This window comes from Methanococcoides methylutens, assembly GCF_000765475.1.
In the GTDB taxonomy this organism is placed as follows: domain Archaea; phylum Halobacteriota; class Methanosarcinia; order Methanosarcinales; family Methanosarcinaceae; genus Methanococcoides; species Methanococcoides methylutens.
The window spans coordinates 52,194-69,571 of sequence record NZ_JRHO01000009.1 but is presented as its reverse complement, the minus strand read 5'-3'; the positions used below and the strand labels follow the sequence as shown (position 1 = coordinate 69,571).

The following is a 17,378-nucleotide window of genomic DNA, read 5'->3' as shown; positions in this document are numbered from 1 at the left end:
GAATTTAAGAAACTTAAGAGATTTTCTGAAGAATAAAATCATAACAGCTATCAAAACAATTATTACCAACCCAAAAAGGACACTACCAAAGATCTGTCCCGTAAGCATAAAGGACATGTCATATTTATTTGGATAAGAGTGCTCCACATAATAGTATAAAATTGTAACAAGTGATAGCAAGCCAAATAACAGACTTGCATAAGTGCAAGAAATATATTTTGCGATATGGATTCCTAACTCCTGAACTTCTTTTATCATATTTGCTCCAACTTAGATACATTTCGAATTAATTCAATATTGTAAACTGAATTTGTAATAAGTGGTACACAGTATAAATATTTACTGACCACATCATCAAACATATAAGGCGCTTGAATGAGAAAAATGGTGATTCGAACCTTCGTTTGTATCATGCCATTGCCTCTAAAAATAAACGGAAGTTAGTTGTATTTTGTAAATATAATTAGGATCTGGTAGTCTGCACCTGCATTCCAATCCTGATTCCAGTCTCACGTAAAACCTCTAGTACATTAGGTACGAATGCCGTTGCAGAATTGTTAGTCAAATTTGAATTCAACGAATGGGTAGATATTGCCCAACTTATGATGATTGCATCGCCTTTAACTCTTGCATTTTCAATTTCCGTATTTCCTGATGATGCCCCATTCATAGAAACATCTTCAATTCCACTAACCAAGAACATTCCTTCAGGAGCATTCGCATTTATGTCAGCAATTTCCTCAGGTGTTAGTGGCTTTTTAATCATATTTTTCTGTATTTTTTCTTCAAGTGCCTTTTTTCTTTCAATTGATTCTGGAGTTTCTCTTTCAAATTCAGCAAGCATATCATCAGGAAGTACCCATGTGCTGTTGCCAAAAACTACCATTACTTCGTCCGGTGTCAGGACTCTTCCTGGCAACTGCTCTTCAACAGACTCATTGCTTTGTTCTGCATCATCACCTGCAGCCAATGTGGGGCCCATCATGCCGACCACAACTAACAGTGCTAAAAATAGTTTTAATTTCATATTATTTGCCTCTTTTATTCACTTTACTCCAGAAATAAAGCCAATTTTTTAAATTCAAAATTGGCCCAAGCTGAGCCATGAATCTTCTGTAACCCAGGTTGTAATGGTGAAAATGTTATCAAAAAAAATATGTGATTCCCTTCTTGATTCAGAACTTATGAACAAACCTTTACTTTCCATTCCTTGCCGATAACAACAGCCCGATAATGAGCATTATTGAGGTAAAGCCTGGAGTTTGCTTGTTTGTATCGGTTTCTTCTTGTGTTGTTTCATTGCCTATGATCACAAGATTTCCATCTTCGTCGAAATGGGCTTCATTCCTAACTTTCTTAGCTTCCTCTTCCATCAAACCAGCCATCTTTGCCATGAAAGCATAATCAGTAACCATTATATCATCTGGATATCGATCCCAGACATCAATAAGTTTGTTCTTATACTCTACCTTCTCCTCATCAGAAAGATCCATGCCATCAATATAGTTTAGATAGACAACCCTGCTATCATTATTCGTTCCAGCATAAGCTAAGGCACTACCACCTCCCGGCATAGCTCTTACCACAGCAGGCAAGTTCTTTTGCAACTCAAGATAATCTTCCATTTCCTGAACAGCATCTTCCCCCAATCTCTCCCTGGTTTCTTCAAGTCTTAGTTGGGCAGCATCCTCAACAAAAGTCTCATTCTCACTAACTGCTGCGCTTGCAGATGATGTAAGACACATTACCAACATTATCGCAATTACCACGCCAATTAGCTTATTCATTTTCTAGCACTTCCTTGTCTTTCAAGTCACTATAAAACACATCCAAGTTTGCTTTCTTTCAACCGGAGGATACCAGTATTCTTTCATTTTTATAGGCTCCAACCCTTGAAACCCTAAACTTTACAATCCCACCCATTTTTGCCTTAAATTCATTGTATTTTCCCTGTTTAGCCCTGTTACTCATCATAATCAATCCAGTTTTTCCAGTATTTTTACCATGAAAAACGCCAAAACAAGAACACAGATAACTAATTTGATTCCCCGGGGAGATTTCGGCCATAGCATATCCATATTATAGAGTTTTTCTTCAGAAGGTGATGGAGATTCCTTGTATGCTTCAGGAAACACCTGTTTTATGTATTCACCATATGTAATATCAGTACCATACAACTTATTTGCAATCTCGAGCTTATCCTCGGACATTGTGTAACTTTCAGATGAAAACTGGCCTGAGCTATTGGAAATGAGTTCATCGTCAGCAATTGTATTTGCTTCTGCATTTTCCAGCCCCAGAACTTCATTGTTGTACCATGTTTCTGCCTTTTCGTGGATCCTTGATACGGACCTTTCATCGCCCGCAATTCCCACATAGTCACTTGTTATCCCTTCATCATTAATTCTAAAACAGTACGCTACAATGTGCCCACCTTCCGGAATCTGAGGTACCGAATACATTATAGAACTATATGAAGCTCCTTTCTCCGAAGTATTCACATAATAGCCATTGATAACATCATTTCTTGCTTCATTTAGTTCTGTTAGCGAGATCGGGTCTGAAAAATTACGTACCATATACACATATTTTGTGCCTTCATGTAAACGCACAATCCCATCATCCTGTGCTTCATCGGGTAGTTGATAATCCCATGTAGTATTGCCAAAAATTTCCATTACTTCATCCGGTGTCAGGACACTTCCTGGCAACTGCCCTTCAACAGAATCATTGCTTTGTTCTGCATTTCCTTCAATTGCCAACCCGGACCCGATCATGCCGATCACTAATAGTAATCCCAGAAATAGCTTTAGTTTCATGCAATATCCTCTTGAACCCATTGATCCGAAAACAAAGACGTACCCATAGGAGTAAAAAGTAAAACCTGAGAGAATACTCCGGTATTTGGATTGGTTGTCCCGTCAAGATTGCCAAATATCACAACGTCTTTGCAATGTCGTATTCTGTTCTAGGTACCAAGCAATATAAATATTTTATATCCATTTCATCAAATTGTTCTTTATTGGTGCTTTTGTGTTAATCCCAAATTATTACATTCTTTTCAATTTTAGTTAGCCAAAAAAGCATGCTTAAACAAGGATAGGGTATCCTAAGAACAGAATTAACATGTCCATAAGATGTGCAATTCAGAATGGATTCAGGCTTATCCATGAGTCTTCTGCAACCCAGGTTTTGATGGTGATAAATTTATCAACTACAATATGTAGTTCCCTTCCTGATTCAGAACTTATGAACATACCTTTACTTTTCCACTTAACTGAATTATAAAATTCTCCAAAAATCTTGCCACTTTGTGAGTGATCTTTATTTTCAGTAACCGACAACAGGATGCAATTTGTAAGTACATCTGAATTTCCCGTAACAAGCACATTGTCAGAACTATCAATGAAAAACAGTCCTTCAATGTGAACATCTTTATTCTTGTCCCCTTTGCAACCAATCTGGTCTTCCCAGCTTTCATGGGATATCTTAAGGGCACTTACAGTGAGAGAGGAAGAATTATCTGGATCGGGAAGGGGAATTTCAAGTTCATATAATTCTATTACTGTGCTCTCCATTAGCTTTCCGGTAGCCGAAAATTCTCTTGATCCAAGTGATTTCATCGCAAGGGTATTTATTTCCAGAACATTGGCTCTGTCATCAGCTATTATTTCAGTAATATTTCCCCCAGATTCAATAAGTATAATATTTGCTGCTCCAAAATGGCTTAAACCGATCACATTTTGAGGATCAATATGAATGGATGTGGAATCAATGACTGAATCGATATAACCGCTTGAAACAGAGTAACTACTCAAAGGAACCGGAAATTTATGGAAAGAAGTGTTAAATAGTTCTGAAAACCTGAACTCATTAGTTGAGTGATAAGGTTCCGCAGGTAAAGTTACTAAAGCTGATATCAGACTGAAGATCAGGATCAAGCTTATTGATATGATTATTAATTTTTTAGAAGATACCTCATACATTTGATCAAAACCTGAAGTTTATCCAAACATTCTTTCTAAAAGCAAGATCAGATTGACCTTAAACCGGATTTTAATTCACTTGTCGTTTGATCTTGAACTTAACAGATGGTCCAGTATCACCGTAATATTAGAGAATGCCAGCCCTTCTTTTCTCCTGTACCAGACCATGAATGAAACGTGGACAAACGTAACAAAGAAAGCCAGAATGAAAATTGATAAAGCGCTTATTGAAATAAGTCCGCCTTCATCGAGTACACAAATTCCCAAAAAGGATAAAGGGAGCACTGCTATTGAACGCCATAATTCTTCTTCCAGGATATAATCGATATAGAACCCTCCATGTAGGGGCTTCAGTTATTCCTTCAAAACTGACTGAACCAACTTATATATTTACGATGTTTGTTAGTCCTGATATCCGCTACATTATAAATGTTCTCTGTCCATTTCATCGAAGTGAAACTGAGCCACCAACAAGCAATTCAAGATTGCCATCATGAACTTAAAATCACCAGAGGATTTCAGATGAAATGTTCATAGAATTGGCATTCAGGACTTGATCAGTTTCAGGAATACCTTCTGCAGATCCATCCTGTCTTCCTCAAATCTGGACACTGTCCCGTCCATCAGTTTGACATTATTTGCAATTTCAGCACGCATCCCCGCATCCGCATGCACATATAACATACCATTCCTAGCATATGTTTCATGGACACCATCGATATCACTTAATTTACCAGCAACATCCTGAAGAGGGATATTCGAAATTTCAAGTATGTATTGTACTCCTTCCTTTTCCCTGACCATATCCCGGAGTTCTTCCACAGATCCCACTGCCAATAAGTTTCCCTTCTCTATCACTGCTATCCTGTTGCAGATCTCTTCCACCTCTGACATTGCATGGGAACTTAAGAAAATGGTCACATTCTTTTCCCTGCTAAGCTGTTTTATCAGGTCACGCATCATCTGTGCACCCTTTGGATCGATACCACTGGTCGGTTCATCCAGAAACAGGATATCCGGATCATTGATCAGGGCCTGGGCAAGTCCGAAACGTTTACGCATACCTGTTGAGAAGCCACCTGTTTTCTGGTCTATGGCACCGTTAAGTCCCACCATCTCCAGCAGTTCAACTATTCGTTTTTCCCTGACATCTTCTTTAATATCATACAACTTTGCATAAAACCTCAGATTCTGCCTGGCAGTGAGATTATCATAAAAGCCGGCAGGTTCCGGAAGTACACCCGTGACTTCACGGATATTGATAATTTCCCTGACAATGTCAAACCCCCCAACCCTGCCGGTACCGCTTGTGGGTTCCAGCAGGCCTATCAGCATCTTCATGGTTGTTGTCTTGCCTGCACCATTTGGGCCTACAAAACCAAAAACCTCGCCTTTTTTAACATTTAGTGTAAGTGAATCCACTGCCACGATCTCTTTTTGCTTTCCAAAACACTTGGTTAGCCCCTGAATATCTATTATATTTTCAGTACCAATTTGACCGGTATCGGATATATCCTTTAAATTTTCCATATGTACTTACCTCCTCCCAAATTTTGAAACAATAAAGATCAGCAAAAGCAGGGCTGCAATTACCATTCCGATACCAATAAAGCCACTACTGTTTGATTTAATCACAGAGACTTCCACCCGTTCATCTTCACTTTCCGCCTCATCGCTTACACCACGCATCAGTATCTCTTTTGTGTCAGGACTGGCATCTGCTCGCGCTTTAATTTCAACCGGTATCCCCCGGGACTCGCCCGGCTCCAGCTCATCTATGGCTCCAAAACTTCTTACCGAGGTGGTAACCCCGGAAACATCCTGCACTTTTAACTCGACGTTATTAAGGGTCCTATCTCCCATATTCCGCAGATTTACCACGACCTCTTCGGAGGAGCCGGGATTTAGCTCAATGCTTTTTGTGCCCGGGAATATGCTTAGCATTTTGTCCTCTTCTATTCCCCTGTTGATAGTGAGATCAAGTTGCTGGGAAACTCCAAGCCGGCTGTTTTCCAGAACTGCATTCAGAACAATGGGATAAGTCCCATCTGTTGCATTCAGGCAGGGACGGACCTTGACAATGAAAGTCTGTTCCTCATTCGCTGCTATACTTGTTTTTGTGATCCTGTACTTACCATTGTCTTCTTCCAGAAATTCAACATCCCATTCATCAGGTTTCTCAACAACGTTAATGTTGGCAGTCACACGATGATCATAATCATTCTCCAGCGTTACATAGAATTCCACAGGATCATTTGGCCTGGTCTCCAGACCCGGTACGTCCGAGTAAATATCAAGGTCCAGGATGGCCTCATTGTCAACGTTGACCACAAATTCATGTGATATGGTATCACCATCATCCGGCTTGAAATCCGCCCATATGGCATATGCACCATTTGGAGTGTCTATCGGCGGCCTGACCCTCAGTATGACCTCTTCGGGACTGTTTTTGTTCTCCGGGAAAGTCAAACAGCTAATCTGGTCACCGTCATCATAGAAACCTGCACTCCAGCCATCGTTTTTGTCCTTGATGGAAAGAGAACACCAGGCTTCATCGCTATTGTTGTGTCCCTTCTCAATTGTAATCGGAAATTCAACTGTATCCCCGGGCAGGACAACCTTGCCCGTTATGCCTGTCATTACCGCAATTGAAGACCAGTCCGCACTTGCAGTGGGGACTGTCAGTAAAATGATGAACATGAGGACAATCCCCGTTTTCCTGAGATGTTGTATTTTGTATACCATTTTATCACTTTACAAAGTAATATCCTTTCTGAGAAAGGTGATGAACGTTGCAATGAACAATACAATCGGGGTCACTATCAGCACTGCAATATTCATCCAGAATTCTTTTAAGCACTGTGTGAGGCTATATCCGGTATCGAAAATACCTCCTATGACCGGCTCACTGTTAAATCCACCAAAACTAAGATCCAATTCACCCAAAACCGCCTCAGCATAGTGATGTAGTGGGGACATGCTCAAGAGCTGCGTAATCAGTACACTTTCGTTCGATGTATCACCCGTCAATATGACAACAGCAACTTTGAGAACTCCACCAAACAAGATGCCGATAAAAAGCCATATAACAACGTTATAGGTCAGTGAATCGGTGCCATCCTTTACCATCGTTGAGATGAGAACTGCAATTCCCAAAAATATCGACACATAGAGAAATGTGAGAACGGTGAAAACAGCTATTCTAATCAGTTCCGTCTGTCCGACATCGGCTCCATAGAAGATCAGCAATGTTCCAATGGATACAAATACCGAAAACACGATGATGCCAGCCAAAACCATCATTGATCCAAGTAACTTCCCTGCGATTACATTATCCCTGAATAGCGGATGGGTCAATAGCACATTCAAAGATCCCGACTTCCGCTCTCTGACGACCGCATCAAACCCCAGCACAATGCCGATCAAGGGACAAAACAGGGATATCATTTTAACATTGATGCTGCTCAGAAGTACTGAACCTGCCTCATGCTTCATGGAGCCGTACATGTATGTAGAGGCAAATACTATCAGGGTATATGTTGCAAGCAACACCAAAAACCCGGAATCCCGGAGATGATCGGCAACTTCTTTCTGGGCGATCACAAATACGTTCCTGCTTTTCATTCAAATCACCCCATGTCCTTTGATATATCCTGACGTAAAAATGCCATAAATGCCATTATTGTTAAAAAGGCAGGAGTAACGATTAAAACAATAACATTTGGCCAGAGTTCATCCCACCACTGTTCCAGCGTATGTTCTGTATCAGAAATTCCTCTCACGTTTGGTTTCTCACTTGAAACACCTAACCAGCTGAAACTGGGCCTGCCACTTACCGTCATAGCATAATGGTGATTCGGAGATAATTTTTGAACAACCGCATTGACTTCTAAAAAATGATCGTTATTACTTAGATCCAGAGGTTTCTCCCCGGTTGCAATGGAAGAAGCTGTGGCTACAATCATACCAAATGCAATACAAAAAACAAGCCAGATAGCAATATTGTATATTAGTGACTTTGTTGCATTTTTTGTGATGATCGAACCAAGTATGCCAAGAGCCACGAAAATCGAGAGAAAGAGATATGTGAGAATTGCAAAAATCACAAATCTGTTTAGTATCAGAGAACTTAACTCGGCTCCTGATGTTACAAGCAGTGTCCCGAGAACAGTGATAGTTGATACAAATACTACCATCGCTAATGTCAACATTGCTCCCAGTGTTTTCCCCGTAATTATAGTATCCCTGTACAGCGGATGCGTAAGAAGCACATTCAAAGAACCGCTTTCACGCTCTTTACTCATCGCATCAAAACCAAGTGCTATCCCCATAAATGGCAGGAAGAGGGCAATAATTTGACCAATATCAAGGAATCTTCCACCGAATATATTACCTTCTGCCCCAATTCCAGCAATATAACTTTTCGAAAAAACAATTACTATGAACGTAAGGAGCAACGTTATGAACTTCGGACTCCATAAGTTATCTGCAAATTCTTTTTGTGCGATCACAAACACATTCCGATTTGTTTTCATTACTGATCCTTCCGTAATTTCTTCCAATTTGTACCGGCAAATGCAATTAGTACTCCTGTAACTGCAATAATCGCAGTAAATCCGGGAAGTTTAGAAGAAGTCTCCATTGTAGTGCTTACCCCAGAATGATCGTCCGTGTCATTATTGAGTATCACCACTTCGGTTACTGTACTGTTCACGTCATTTCCAGCAGTTGTTAGAGGAAGGGCCTGTTCATCCAACCCGAAAATATAATTATCCACAGCAATGAAGTGTCCGGATGGATCCAAACTGATCCCGGCAGAATTCTTTACTGGCAGCGATATAACCCGGGTATCGTGTGTACTGGTGTTCAGTACTGAGATCTCATTATCTTTGACGAATACCAGATCCGTACCTTTCCAGGCGTAATAGTTCACATTTTCGATCGTTAGTTTATCTGATCCAGTGAGCAGGAACAGATCATACGTTTCTATATAAGGAGGGAACCTAGAGCCGGAATTGGGAACGGATGCTAAAATATAACCATTCGGACCCACCATTCCATCAAGATCATGATCACCATCTATCAGTTTTTTCAGGTCTCCGGTCATTGAGAGTGAATACAGTGCATATGAGTCATCACCATCCCTTTTTTTAACAAGAAGCCTTTCACTGTCCGGATACCACTGTATCACCCTTGACGAACCCGAGTTAAAAGTTATAATTTTTGTAGGATGTTCCAAGCATTCAGCCAGAAGATAGACATTGTAACTAAAATCGCCCGACTCCTCCAAGCCTTTTGTCTTGCAGAAAATTATCTTTTTACTGTCAGGACTCCATTTTTCCCCATACATTATAAGCCGCTCTGCAGAAAAAATCGTATTAATTTCTCTGCTTTCAATATCCAAAGTAATAACATCGTGGTTATTTTTTAAAAATACAATTTTCTCGCCATTTGGAGACCATTCCATATCTTCTACATCTGCGGTGGCATCGCGCATTTCAAAGCTGAAATTCGTATTTTCATCCAAGTCATAAACGTTGATTTTTCCAGATACAATCGCAACTAGTTTATCTTCTGTTGGAGACCATTTTGGAGTCCATTCTGGACTACACAGAACACTTCCCGGATCATAATCTATTTTTTCAATCAGTTCGAGATTATTTGACATAACAAAAAGTTGAGCAGATTCTATCCTATGCATACTTCCTTCCAACAATTCCATATATGCAAAATAATCACCAGACTGACTCCATACCGGCGTTGTAACTATTTTCCCGTAGCTACCGGAAGTACATTCTCCCCACGCAATCCGTGTTATCCCGGAACCATCTGGATTTACTGAATACAGTGCGGATACACCGCCAAGCCGAGGGTTCCCTTTCGGGTATGCACTGACAAATGTATCGATCAGCATGCGATTACCGCCAGGGCTCCAGAGTACATCAAAAACAAGGGTGTTTCCGATATCAAGGCGGCTTGTGTCCACAAGACTTCTGATATCTTTTCCTGCGGTCTGATTCAGATCGGATACAAAGGTTGCATTTGTCTGTTTCAGACTGTCACTTGCAGAAACGGGTTGAAAAGATATGCAAACCACTGCAATGAACATCAATATTAATTTGATTTGTTTATTGAACATTTAATCCTCTCTGTTTTTGACATCTTTGCTTGTTTTATTATGGAATATAACGAGTAAAAAATTAGAAAAGATTGAGCAGACCCCAACCTCTTCGAAAAATCCCTGAGCGAACATATTAAATGTTCAGACCAGCGATGAACTTGTAGGAAAATTGACTGCCTGCATTGATTTCAATACGTGGTTTCGGATATGCCTGTAAATCTGCAGTGTGGTCATTATGTGAACTGCTAACCCATGCTTCAATGTCACTCGAACTGTCATCATATAGCTTCATCTCTCCACCATACTGTGCAAAATTGTAGTCCAGATCGATATAAGCATCATCACCATTGTTTACAGTAAATTGATACCAGTCATCTGCAGTGAAATCACCAGTCCATATATCAATATCTCCATCTGGAACACTAATCAATTCTGCACTGGAATACGATGAACCCCCGTCTGCTGAAGCCGTTCCAACAGCTATCAGCATGACCAGCATCGAAATTCCAATCTTTGCAATTGTGCTTGTTTTCATTCTTTCATTTACCTCATTCAATTTACTCCAGAGGCACAAGCAAGCAAGTTTTAAATATCTCAAAACCAACAATACCATGCCTCAGGGCTTGTGGAGTTCAAATACAGATGAAACGGATTGTTTGAACTCCATCAAACATCTTTATGATGTCTTATTTTCCTGAGTTGACTTTGTATAAATATAATCTGTCCATATCATCCAACTGTTCCTTTTCAGTTGGATGATATGGACACAAAACTTATATCCTATTTTTTTACAAGATGTTTTGTAAAATTTTGGAGGATATAGATGATCAGAAAAATTGGATTATTACTAATGGTAATGCTTATATCGGTATCTTTTGCCGCAGCTACCGCCAGTCAGGACAACGGATATACCATCGTTCCTGTCAAGTCAGACATTACGATCACGCCAAGATGGGTAACAAACACCATTACACAGGGAGAAACAGACTGGCATAGTAAACAAGTCAGTTCTTACACAACTTGCCTTCACATAGACCTGAACTGGGAAGACAGCAGCGATTCACTCAGGCTCAGAGTATATGACCCAGATAACCAGCATGTTGGAACATTCTATGACAGTTACGATGGCAGTATTGACGGAAGGATCAATATTGATATCAGAAACTCCAGCGGAATAGATCTTGGTACCTGGAGATGTGAGGTTTACGGATATAGTGTCAGTGGAACAGAAGACTATTATATCTGAAAATATTCTAATAACATATGAAGAAATTGTGGGCTTCACTCTTATTGACCATACTCGTTTGCATTCCCACTTTGGTCAGTGCGAGCGAGTATGAAATAGTCCCACACACCGGTCCTGAAAGGGGAATGTATCCTGGCGGTGGTTTTGACCGCACGTTATCCTTTTGGGAACTTCCATTTAAGCTTCAACTCATATACATCTCAGGACTGCTGGCGACTTCCGTAACTCTTTACAAGTTTCTGCCTTTATTGCTCGGAAGAGTAAGACAAAACTGCAAAAATCAAAATCGGGATGAAATTCTCGAATTTATAACAGCTAATCCCGGAACTACAAAATCCGAAATTGAAAGACAACTCAAATTGAACAGAGGTACTATCAGATACCATTTGAAAATGCTTCAGATTTACAACAAAGTAAAATGTGTAAGGAAAGGAAGATTGGTAATGGTTTTTAAGAATTCTTATAAACACACCGACTCAGAACAAAAAATTGAATTCTTCCTTCGAAATGACACAAAAAAATGCATTTTGATTTCCATTCTTCGTGAACCGGGAATAACAAATTGGGACCTAACTCAGAAATTTTGTCTGGACAAAAGTACAGTGCACTGGCATATTAGTGACATGAACAATGAAGGACTTGTAGATATTAAAAACGATGGGAAATACAAAAGATGCTTTATTAATCCGACAATAAAGACAGATATGGAAAGACTAATATCAGAATCAGAATCTGGCATTTCAGCTAGTTGATCATCAGGTGATTTCAGAATATGCCCCGGTATCAAAGAGAATGGAAGGTGATACCAGCCCTTCTTTTCTCCGGTACCAGATAAATGAAACGTGGGCAAACGTAACAAAGAACGCTGATGAATATTTCCATCACATCATCGTAATGTTCTTCTTGGTTTTAGAGATAGGATCACAAGACCTATCACTTTCTACCCCTTGCCGATAACAACAGTCCGATAATGAGCATTATTGAAGTGAAACCTGGTGTTTGCTTGTTTGTCCCGGGTTCTTCCTGTGTTGTTTCATTGTCTATGATCACAAGATTTCCATCTTCGTCGAAATATGCTTCATCTTTGGTATAGGTTATAACATTTCCATCATCATCTACCACCTTAATATCTTCATTACCTGGCGAAGGGGCAGCTGCGACTCCTTCATCCAGAATAACCCGTTCCCCCCATTCAAATATAACCGGCACTTCATTTATGCCTGCTTCCTGTTCAAAGTGCCTGTCTATCGTCTGATATATTTCATCAATTACGGACTCATTTACTTTTTCCGGGTTTTCTATGTCCATATCCACAGATAAATATCCGTTGATGCTGACCCCGTAACCTATTACCGCCCCTCCAAACTCAGCAAAAAAAGGGTCAAGTTCCCTATCCTTAGTATGGCCAAGCAGATCCGTCCATCTTATTTTTTCACTCTTCTCCTTAATTACAGGCATTGTCCCATAGGCAGCTATAAACGACGGATCACTTTTAGCTTCTTCAAAAATCTCCGGGCCATAGTCAGGTAAGGGCATATCTTCGCCCATATATTCAGAATTGCTCAATTCTCTATCCTCCGCACTTACAACAATTACTGATGAAATAGATAAGAACAATATGATTATTATGATTTTTCCAATTTTACTATTTTTGATCATTCCACATCCCCCAGAGGTATTTTATTTGTATATTGCAATATTTCTATGAGCTTTCTATAAACTTACTAACATTATAAAAATGCCAAACGATTACTAATCGTTTGGCTAAACTACGAAAAGCCTCATATTTCAGCTAGTCAAAGGAGTTACATCTAAATCCAACTCAACACCACTAATTGGTGAGAAATAGGTGTTTGTGTCAGTGCTGCCCCAGTGTACACCATGAATTATTACCTGATCCCCATACTTCGAAAATATAGGGGCACCGCTATCGCCGCCAGCTGAATCATAATCTGCACGGAATTGGTCATAAAGAGTTCCAAAATTGGGATGGGTTACACTAAAATATCTCTTATTAACATAACCGGATGTCAGACCAGTGGCTATTCCTGACTTGTAAACTTTGGACCCTAAGGAAGGATCATAATATGAGCGTACATCTCTAACATCATCCACGTCGGTATAATAAATGTTATCTTCGACATTACTTGCTTCCACCCATGCAGCATCTGCAAAATGACCTGTGAGATAATTGACTTCACCTACTTTTGTTGCAGTGGTAGGTTGATAAATGCTTGCACCAACACCACCTGCATTAAATGCTGCATGTCCGGAAATTACAAATCCTTTTGTACCACTACTGTCTTCTGCAGCAAATGAGAGCGTTGAGGGCGTACCAGTTGATCTTACTATCTGTATACCACCAATTAGGTTATTCCATATAGAAGTGCGTGAGTCAAGATACACTTTTTCTCCTTTTGTGAAAACTACTGGAACATCAAATATTTCTACTTTTTTTGCATTTGCATTTATTATGTTGTAGAATTTGTCAATCGTATATTTATCAACATCTTTTATTTCTTCATCAAACTCAACAAATATATATCCGCCATAGTCAACACCGAAGCCGATCAATGGTCCCCCATTTTCTTTCATGTAGGGATGAAGCTCTTTTCCCGAATTGTTAATGCACTCCCAAATTGTATCTAACCATTCCATCTTTTCTTTATCTTCTGTAATTACAGGTACGGTTCCTCGAGATTCGATCAACTTTGAATCTTCTTTTAGGGAATCAAATGTACTTGACCCATAATCCGGGAAATAATAATATTCTTCAAAAGATTCATCTTGGATGGAATCGGATGATACTGCCCATGCGAACCCAGTGAGCAAAATGCTTATAATCATTATGCCCAGGCTTATCTTTAGCATACTTTTCATTATATGTACCTCATTTATTTCTCCAGAGGCAAAGCTACGCTTATATAGTACAAACAGCAAAGTATAACCCTGCCTCAAGGCACGGGGCTTCAGTTATTCCGTCAAGACTGGCTGAACTCCCACTAACATCTTTACGATGTTGTATTCTATTCTAACTAAGTCACATTATAAATATAATCTGTCCACATCATCCAACTGAAAGAGAGCAGTTGAATACAAAAGACATCCTGTTTTTTAGAGGGAAGATATGTCAGAAATCAGGCAACTTCCCTACATCCAACCTTGAAGCCGACCAACAAAAAAGCATCTTTAATTACAGAAAGACCGGAAAACTCACTTCACCAGCCGATCCTTCGCATCCCGGACCTCTTCCAGCAGATCCAGACGACCGATCCTCTCAAGGCGCTCGTAGATCAGCTCCCAGGCACAATCCTTCTCGGGATCCACCTCACACTTGCCATCCATGGAACCACCGCAGGGACCGTTGAGAAGTTCCTTGGGGCACTGGGCTGTGGGACAGACGCCACCGAACTGGGCAATGGTGCACTGGCCGCACATGGCACATAGATGATGGATGACCTTATCCCCTGCCATGGCACCCAGGGAATCGGTGTTGTTGGCAGGATAGACATCCACATCCACAAAGCGTGCGATGTTGGAAGTACCGCTTCCGCATGCCATGACAAGCACTGCATCGGCATCCTTTATCTCAGGTGCAAGTTCCTAAAGGGCTTCGCATGAGCGAACACTGCATGCTGCCTTTGCAACAACTCCACCGATAACATTTACTCCGGCATCCTTAAGGTTGGATTTCATCTCCTCCACCTCAGGTTCTCCTCCCACATGCTGCTTGGCGGCGCATACGCTGCAGCCTACGATAAAGACGGACTCCTTGTCCGCCAGCATGTCAAGGATCTCGCTAAAGGGTTTGGAAGATGAGATTATCATGGTTCCCTCATATCTTGTTCATATAGGAGTATTCAATGTCAGATTCCTGTTTCAGTGCGTCTTTGATCATCTTTGATATCAGCGGAAGGTTCCTTGCCTGGCATTCGAGCTTATCGGCAAGTTTCCTGACCTGGAGCAATGTGCCCATTACAATGACATCGGTCTTCTCGGTCTCATGGGAAACAGCATCACGTTCAAGCGCTGCATCACCGCCGCGTGCCAGGATCTCCTGCTTGATGATCAGGGCCTCAGTTGTGGTTATGTTGCTGATCTTCAGCACACGGTTCACGGTCTTGCCTTTCATGATGGTGGAACCAGTGCCTGTCACACCAATATTCCGCATTGCAAGAGCCGCATCATCAGGATTTGCTATGTCCAGCACACTGACCTCGAAGCCGTTCTCTTCAACCATCGGCTGCCTGCTGCGTATGGCCCCTGCGATCTGCACAACGTCCAGAGTCTCTGCCACGTCGTGGGTTCGGATGATATGTGCACCCTTCTGGACAACGATAGCTGCTGCTGCCAGACTGCCGTAAAGGCGCTCGGTTGCAGGTTTGTTGAGCAGGTCCCCGATGAACGATTTGCGGGAGATGGCTGCAAGAAGTGGTTTTTCGAACACTTTCAGACGCTCAAACTGGTCGATGGTCTCAAGGTCGTACATCGGAAGTTTTTCAGGCACCCATTTGCCGATGGCAGGGTCCAGGATAAGCTGGTCAGTATCAATTCCACGTTCCTCGGAGCGTACAAGGATGTCGTCAAGGGAACGCATGATGGCATCCATTCCCAGCGGATCACCAGGAAGCTTTCCAGCTGCCATGACAACAGCCGGGCAGCCGTGGTCTGCAACCACATCCAGCATTCCGCCGTCTGTTGCAAACCCTGCAACGTCATTGACGACGTCAGCACCTTTTTCCAGCGCCTTCTCCGCAATGTCCGAGAACACAGTGTCCACTGAGATCACAGCATCCAAATTGTCCTTCAGTAGCTCAAGCGCAGGTAAAAGACGGTCGCATTCTTCCTGTTTTGTGATGGGATCGGCCAGCGGCCAGGTGGACCTTGCACCGAGGTCAATGATGGTAGCCCCATCGTTGACCATCTTATAAGCAACATCAAGAACGGAATCTGCGTCTACCACAGACCCCTTGTAAAAAGATTCACGGCTTAAGTTTATAACACCCATTAAGCGTACGGGGTGCTCATCACCTACTTTCAGGCCACATATGTCAACGTCAACAACCATTGTATAACCAGTGATTATGAGTTTTTATCAATTATATATAATACTGTTGAAAAGAAAAAAGTGCAGACTGCCTTTAAGCAGTCTTCTGTGCTGCCATCAGGACATGCTGCATGAGTATGGAAATGGTCACAGGACCAACTCCGCCTGGAACCGGGGTTACCAGGGCAGCTTTCTTGATGACGTTCTCAAAGTCAACGTCTCCGTAGACCTTACCGTTCTCCTCAGTGATACCAACATCAAAGATCACAGCGCCTTCCTTCACCATGTCTTCCTTGATGAGATGCTTCACGCCTGTGGCGACCACAAGGATGTCTGCTTCTTTCGTGAACTTTGAGGTGTCCTCGGTGAACACATGGCACACGGAAACAGTGGCGTTCCTGTTCACAAGCATTGCAGCCATGGGTTTTCCGACCACATTGCTGTGACCTACGATCACCGCATGTTTACCCTGTATGTCAATGTTGTATTCCTCAAGTGCACGGATTACACCCTTTGGGGTGCATGGTACAAGTTCCTCGATACCGATGAGAAGCTGGCCCATGTTGAAGGGGTGGAAACCGTCCGCATCCTTTGCAGGATCTATGGCATTCATTGCTTCCTGCTCATTGAGATGTGCGGGAAGCGGAAGCTGCAGGAGAATACCATGGATATCTTCCCTTGAGTTCAGTTTGCTAATAAGGTCAAGAAGTTCTTCCTGGGTCGTGGACTCAGGAAGCGGGTGATCCTCTGCATAAACGCCTACACGGTCACATGCTTTGTGTTTTAACCTCACATACATCTTTGATGCAGGGTCATCGCCTACAAGAATGGTAGCCAGTCCGGGAGTGATTCCTTTTTCACTCTTGAGCTTCTCAACTCCTTCCTTAACTTCAGCTTCCACTTTCTTTGCAACAGCTCTTCCATCAATGATCTTGTTCTGGTCCTCGTCAGACATTGCAGTTCACCTTCTAATTTCCG

At 41.6% G+C, this 17,378-nt stretch carries 18 protein-coding genes and 1 pseudogene; 2 read left to right on the top strand and 17 right to left on the bottom strand.

Going from position 1 to position 17,378, the window contains the following annotated elements:
- Nucleotides 1–463 precede the first annotated feature (463 nt).
- The 12 genes from LI82_RS02735 to LI82_RS02690 form a co-directional block, all read right to left on the bottom strand.
- On the bottom strand, nt 464–1,027 hold the full coding sequence (locus tag LI82_RS02735; protein ID WP_048193425.1) for a hypothetical protein: 564 nt from the start codon (nt 1,025–1,027) through the stop codon (nt 464–466).
- A 169-nt stretch (nt 1,028–1,196) separates the two neighbouring features.
- On the bottom strand, nt 1,197–1,787 hold the full coding sequence (locus tag LI82_RS02730) for a hypothetical protein (RefSeq protein WP_052402686.1): 591 nt from the start codon (nt 1,785–1,787) through the stop codon (nt 1,197–1,199).
- A 58-nt stretch (nt 1,788–1,845) separates the two neighbouring features.
- On the bottom strand, nt 1,846–1,974 hold the full coding sequence (locus tag LI82_RS13540; protein ID WP_269078506.1) for a hypothetical protein: 129 nt from the start codon (nt 1,972–1,974) through the stop codon (nt 1,846–1,848).
- 2 nt (nt 1,975–1,976) lie between these two features.
- A complete protein-coding gene (locus LI82_RS02725; protein WP_135607222.1) occupies nt 1,977–2,819 on the bottom strand; it encodes a hypothetical protein in 843 nt (280 codons plus the stop codon).
- Nucleotides 2,820–3,146: 327 nt separating this feature from the next.
- Complete coding sequence (locus LI82_RS02720; RefSeq protein WP_048193423.1) at nt 3,147–3,986, bottom strand: hypothetical protein; 840 nt, start codon at nt 3,984–3,986, stop codon at nt 3,147–3,149.
- A 75-nt stretch (nt 3,987–4,061) separates the two neighbouring features.
- Nucleotides 4,062–4,253 carry a hypothetical protein gene (locus LI82_RS12865; protein ID WP_135607221.1) on the bottom strand — a complete coding sequence of 64 codons (192 nt, stop codon included), beginning with the start codon at nt 4,251–4,253 and terminating at the stop codon, nt 4,062–4,064.
- A 279-nt stretch (nt 4,254–4,532) separates the two neighbouring features.
- Complete coding sequence (locus tag LI82_RS02715; RefSeq protein ID WP_048193422.1) at nt 4,533–5,516, bottom strand: ABC transporter ATP-binding protein; 984 nt, start codon at nt 5,514–5,516, stop codon at nt 4,533–4,535.
- Between the two features lie 6 nt (nt 5,517–5,522).
- Entirely contained in the window at nt 5,523–6,686 is a 1,164-nt protein-coding gene (locus LI82_RS02710; protein ID WP_236622649.1) for a COG1470 family protein, read from the bottom strand.
- 54 nt (nt 6,687–6,740) lie between these two features.
- A complete protein-coding gene (locus tag LI82_RS02705) occupies nt 6,741–7,610 on the bottom strand; it encodes an ABC transporter permease (RefSeq protein ID WP_048193420.1) in 870 nt (289 codons plus the stop codon).
- Between the two features lie 5 nt (nt 7,611–7,615).
- Nucleotides 7,616–8,521: an ABC transporter permease gene (locus LI82_RS02700; RefSeq protein ID WP_048193419.1), complete on the bottom strand. Its 906-nt coding sequence runs from the start codon at nt 8,519–8,521 to the stop codon at nt 7,616–7,618.
- Nucleotides 8,521–10,125, bottom strand: a complete 1,605-nt coding sequence (locus LI82_RS02695; RefSeq protein ID WP_048193418.1) for a TolB family protein — start codon at nt 10,123–10,125, stop codon at nt 8,521–8,523. Before LI82_RS02695 ends, LI82_RS02700 begins: the two co-directional genes overlap by 1 nt.
- A gap of 115 nt (nt 10,126–10,240) precedes the next feature.
- Entirely contained in the window at nt 10,241–10,642 is a 402-nt protein-coding gene (locus LI82_RS02690) for a hypothetical protein (protein WP_081955737.1), read from the bottom strand.
- A gap of 288 nt (nt 10,643–10,930) precedes the next feature.
- Here LI82_RS02690 and LI82_RS02685 point away from each other — a divergent pair, with 288 nt between their 5' ends.
- Complete coding sequence (locus tag LI82_RS02685) at nt 10,931–11,353, top strand: hypothetical protein (protein ID WP_048193416.1); 423 nt, start codon at nt 10,931–10,933, stop codon at nt 11,351–11,353.
- Nucleotides 11,354–11,370: 17 nt separating this feature from the next.
- On the top strand, nt 11,371–12,105 hold the full coding sequence (locus tag LI82_RS12360) for a winged helix-turn-helix transcriptional regulator (RefSeq protein ID WP_052402684.1): 735 nt from the start codon (nt 11,371–11,373) through the stop codon (nt 12,103–12,105).
- 181 nt (nt 12,106–12,286) lie between these two features.
- Here the strand turns inward: LI82_RS12360 and LI82_RS02675 are convergent, their stop codons facing one another.
- From LI82_RS02675 to LI82_RS02655, 5 genes and pseudogenes are all read right to left on the bottom strand, one after another.
- Nucleotides 12,287–13,012: a hypothetical protein gene (locus LI82_RS02675; protein ID WP_052402682.1), complete on the bottom strand. Its 726-nt coding sequence runs from the start codon at nt 13,010–13,012 to the stop codon at nt 12,287–12,289.
- A gap of 129 nt (nt 13,013–13,141) precedes the next feature.
- Nucleotides 13,142–14,233, bottom strand: a complete 1,092-nt coding sequence (locus tag LI82_RS12355; protein ID WP_052402680.1) for a S1 family peptidase — start codon at nt 14,231–14,233, stop codon at nt 13,142–13,144.
- Nucleotides 14,234–14,566: 333 nt separating this feature from the next.
- Nucleotides 14,567–15,181: pseudogene (locus LI82_RS02665) on the bottom strand (methylenetetrahydrofolate reductase C-terminal domain-containing protein).
- Between the two features lie 7 nt (nt 15,182–15,188).
- Nucleotides 15,189–16,421, bottom strand: coding sequence for a dihydropteroate synthase (gene folP / locus LI82_RS02660; RefSeq protein WP_048193415.1), 1,233 nt, complete (start codon nt 16,419–16,421; stop codon nt 15,189–15,191).
- Between the two features lie 73 nt (nt 16,422–16,494).
- Entirely contained in the window at nt 16,495–17,355 is an 861-nt protein-coding gene (locus LI82_RS02655; RefSeq protein ID WP_048193414.1) for a bifunctional methylenetetrahydrofolate dehydrogenase/methenyltetrahydrofolate cyclohydrolase, read from the bottom strand.
- Nucleotides 17,356–17,378: the final 23 nt, after the last annotated feature.

Bases quoted from the DNA above. Each gene is read 5' to 3' on its own strand.
- LI82_RS02690 (WP_081955737.1), bottom strand. From the start codon at position 10,642: ATGAAAACAAGCACAATTGCAAAGATTGGAATTTCGATGCTGGTCATG.
- LI82_RS02705 (WP_048193420.1), bottom strand. From the start codon at position 7,610: ATGAAAAGCAGGAACGTATTTGTGATCGCCCAGAAAGAAGTTGCCGAT.
- LI82_RS02655 (WP_048193414.1), bottom strand. From the start codon at position 17,355: ATGTCTGACGAGGACCAGAACAAGATCATTGATGGAAGAGCTGTTGCA.
- folP (WP_048193415.1), bottom strand. From the start codon at position 16,421: ATGGTTGTTGACGTTGACATATGTGGCCTGAAAGTAGGTGATGAGCAC.
- LI82_RS02700 (WP_048193419.1), bottom strand. From the start codon at position 8,521: ATGAAAACAAATCGGAATGTGTTTGTGATCGCACAAAAAGAATTTGCA.
- LI82_RS02735 (WP_048193425.1), bottom strand. From the start codon at position 1,027: ATGAAATTAAAACTATTTTTAGCACTGTTAGTTGTGGTCGGCATGATG.
- LI82_RS02695 (WP_048193418.1), bottom strand. From the start codon at position 10,125: ATGTTCAATAAACAAATCAAATTAATATTGATGTTCATTGCAGTGGTT.
- LI82_RS02715 (WP_048193422.1), bottom strand. From the start codon at position 5,516: ATGGAAAATTTAAAGGATATATCCGATACCGGTCAAATTGGTACTGAA.
- LI82_RS12355 (WP_052402680.1), bottom strand. From the start codon at position 14,233: ATGAAAAGTATGCTAAAGATAAGCCTGGGCATAATGATTATAAGCATT.
- LI82_RS02675 (WP_052402682.1), bottom strand. From the start codon at position 13,012: ATGATCAAAAATAGTAAAATTGGAAAAATCATAATAATCATATTGTTC.
- LI82_RS13540 (WP_269078506.1), bottom strand. From the start codon at position 1,974: ATGATGAGTAACAGGGCTAAACAGGGAAAATACAATGAATTTAAGGCA.
- LI82_RS02720 (WP_048193423.1), bottom strand. From the start codon at position 3,986: ATGTATGAGGTATCTTCTAAAAAATTAATAATCATATCAATAAGCTTG.
- LI82_RS12360 (WP_052402684.1), top strand. From the start codon at position 11,371: ATGAAGAAATTGTGGGCTTCACTCTTATTGACCATACTCGTTTGCATT.
- LI82_RS02730 (WP_052402686.1), bottom strand. From the start codon at position 1,787: ATGAATAAGCTAATTGGCGTGGTAATTGCGATAATGTTGGTAATGTGT.
- LI82_RS02710 (WP_236622649.1), bottom strand. From the start codon at position 6,686: ATGTTCATCATTTTACTGACAGTCCCCACTGCAAGTGCGGACTGGTCT.
- LI82_RS02685 (WP_048193416.1), top strand. From the start codon at position 10,931: ATGATCAGAAAAATTGGATTATTACTAATGGTAATGCTTATATCGGTA.
- LI82_RS02725 (WP_135607222.1), bottom strand. From the start codon at position 2,819: ATGAAACTAAAGCTATTTCTGGGATTACTATTAGTGATCGGCATGATC.